At 61.6% G+C, this 2,922-nt stretch carries 3 pseudogenes; 1 reads left to right on the forward strand and 2 read right to left on the reverse strand.

The features are described from left to right. A pseudogene (locus PARHAE_RS19920) lies at positions 1-234 on the forward strand (hypothetical protein); the annotation flags it as partial. Between the two features lie 247 nt (positions 235-481). On the opposite strand, the pseudogene PARHAE_RS19925 reads toward PARHAE_RS19920, so the two are convergent. After that, a pseudogene (locus PARHAE_RS19925) lies at positions 482-1,839 on the reverse strand (transposase). Positions 1,840-1,946: 107 nt separating this feature from the next. Further along, positions 1,947-2,875, reverse strand: a pseudogene (locus tag PARHAE_RS19930) (MYG1 family protein). Between the last annotated feature and the right edge of the window lie 47 nt (positions 2,876-2,922).

The following is a 2,922-nucleotide window of genomic DNA, read 5'->3' on the forward strand; positions in this document are numbered from 1 at the left end:
GCATCCGGCCGGAAGTCTCGCAAGAAGGCGGTGAAATACGACAAGAGGCGCTACAAACGGCGCAACCGCATCAAGATCATATTCGGCCGCCTGAAGGATTGGCCAATCGTCGGGAAAACAGTCCACCGGACTGTTTTCCGATCTTCCTCATACGTCGCGACCCGATACGACCGGTGCCAGGAAACCTTCTTCTCTGCGATCATGCTAGCCGCAACCCTCTTGTTCTGGCCGTGAAACTCAATGAGTCTGGAGCCTAAACAGTTCACGATACCTTCCTTGGTGACAGCATCTTGCGGCTTAGGTCGTGGGACGGCATCAACAACAGCTCGCCGGTTGCTGCGCAGACGAAGACCGACTCGCGCTAGGCCGCTCTCCGCCGAGACTGTGTAAAAACTTCCTTCGGTCGCAGTGACTTATGAGCTCCTTGTCTGAGATCAGGAATTTTTCGTTATGGCTTCCGGAACTCACCATGCCTGGCGGCTCAGCCTGGGATTGCCGCCATTAGGTCCCGGATGCCGATCAGAAAGACCATGCGCTTGATATTGTAGGCAAGGACATTCAGCGCCATTTCCGTTCGGACGTTCACGAACCCTCGTGTCAGGAAGTGGGTGTGCCCCATCCAGGCCTTGATCGTGCCGAACGGGTGCTCAACCGTAAAGCGCCGGATCCTCATCGGGGCCGAGGCGTTCCGTCGGCGGGCGTCAGCCGCCTCCACAAATGCTCATGTTCCCAGCGACCGATCCGGCGCAGAGTGTTCGTCGTGCAGCGGTTGCGCAACGGACAGTCGGGGCAAGCCGTGCTCCAGTAGTGGCGCATCTGCAGGCCCTGCTGCTCGAGCGTGGATCGATAACTCAACACCTCGCCGGCCGGGCAGCGATAGATATCCTTGTCGGGATCATAGGCGAAGTCCGCCTTCACATAGCGCCCATGCACCCGGCTCCCGGACGTGTCCGGCCGCGGGACAGTCGCCGTGATGCCCTGCTCGTGGCAGGCGAGTATCTCGCCGCCGCTAAAATAGCCTTTGTCGGCCAAGATATGCAGGTCGTCGCGCCGGAGGGCAGCCTTCGCGGCGCCCGCCATCGGGGTGAGCTGGTCTCGATCATGGCCCACATGCCCGCTATGCTGCGCCCGCGTGGCCATGGCGCGGGCGTCCGGGTCGGTCAGCGATATCTGTTCGTCCGGCGCCGTTTCCAGTTCCCGGCGCAACCTCACCATACGATCCATCTCCAGCCGGGCGCGGTGATAACGGCTGGTCAGATGGGCTATCTTTTCGGCGCGTGCCTCGCCGGTTTCCTGCCGATCCGCCCGCTCGGCCTCCTCGATATAGCGGCCGACCTCCTTCTCCAAGTGCGCCAGGCGACTGGCGATCTTCGCCTTGGTGAAGTTCCGGTCGCGATTGTTGACGGCCTTGAACTTGCTGCCGTCGACAGCAACACAGTCGCCCCTCAGCACGCCGATCCGGCGGCACAGTTCCACGAACTCGGCACAGGTACGGCGAATGGCCGGGCCGTTCTCGCGCCGGAAATCGGCGATGGTCTTGTGGTCGGGCACCAGCCGCCCGGTCAGCCACATCGCCTCGACATTGCGCCCTGCCTCACGCTCGAGGCGCCGACTGGACGGGATGCGGTTCAGATAGCCGTAGATGAACAGTTTCAGAAGCACCGCCGGATGATAACCCGGCCGTCCCGTCCGTGCGGCCGCATGGCGATGAAAGCCAAGAGCGCCAAGGTCGAGTTCATCGACGACACGGACAAGGTTATCTTCGCTGACCCAGTCCTCCAGACGCTCCGGGAAAAGCGTCGTCTGATCCCGGTTCATGCCCTCGATGAAACCTGACATGCCAAGCCTCCCAACCATGTAAAAGTGCAGCATAAACAGGAGTTTTTACACAGCTTCCGCCCTTTTGGTTACTGACGAGACGCTGCCACCTGGGACAAGTGTAGGCTTCAAGCTGTTCCTCGCAGTGCCTCCGCATGTTGAACTGCCAGAGTGGCAAGCTGCCGAGCAGCCTCACGATCTGCGGCCACAGCAATGAAGCGGGCGTTGTGGCAGAAGCGTGAGCCAGGCATACCCAGATGCAGATTCGAAGGCCGTGTCCGTCAGCTCCGCCCAAGCCACGGGAAGATCGGCCCGAAGGGCAAAACCCTCAGCTTCGCGGCGGATGCCGGTCAGGGTCCAGTCTGTTTATCGGGGGTGAACCACGAACAGCAGGTGATCGGCGCCCGCCTTCTCGATGGCAGAGCGGAAGGGCATGCTCATCGGGAGTTCGAGGATCTGGCTTTCTCCGACGGAGGCGATGGCCTCCATGACGACAGCCTCGGCCCGCAGCTTGGCGGCCATCGTACAACCGCCGCCTCGATGAAGGCACGAGCGATGGTCAACGCGTGGTCGAAGGCCCGATCATCGGCACCCGGGCTGCGATCGTGGAAGACGGGTTCGAGACTTTCCAGCAGGAGCGGCAGGGACAGGTCCGCGAGTAGCCCGCTTGGCGACAGGGCACCATTGTCTACCAAGTCGATGGGCAGGACGAAATCGGCTTCGAACGCGGCATGGATCATGTCCAGATTCCGATCATGAGCACCGAAGGCCCGCAGATAGTCCCTGCCGAAGTGCCGCCAGACTAGGCCGAACGAGCTGTAGGGCTGGCCGTCGCCGCGCAGGGGTGGGCTTTTCTGGTGGTGATCGAAGATCAGCCGCTCTGGATCGTGATCGCGGCCGACGTCATAGATCACCCGGTCCGGCGCCGGTGTGGTCCAAGCCGCATCACGGGTTCGCGTGATCCGCGCCTTCGGGAAAAGCCGCGTCAGATAACTGAGGAGAGAAGTTGGTCGGCGTGAGAGCCACCGGAATGAGTGACGAGATGCGCAACAGTCAGGGCCTGAAAAAGAGATGACCGCCCGGAGGCGGTCAGCGAAGAATCAA

This window comes from Paracoccus haematequi, from assembly GCF_900631945.1.
Lineage (GTDB): Bacteria > Pseudomonadota > Alphaproteobacteria > Rhodobacterales > Rhodobacteraceae > Paracoccus > Paracoccus haematequi_A.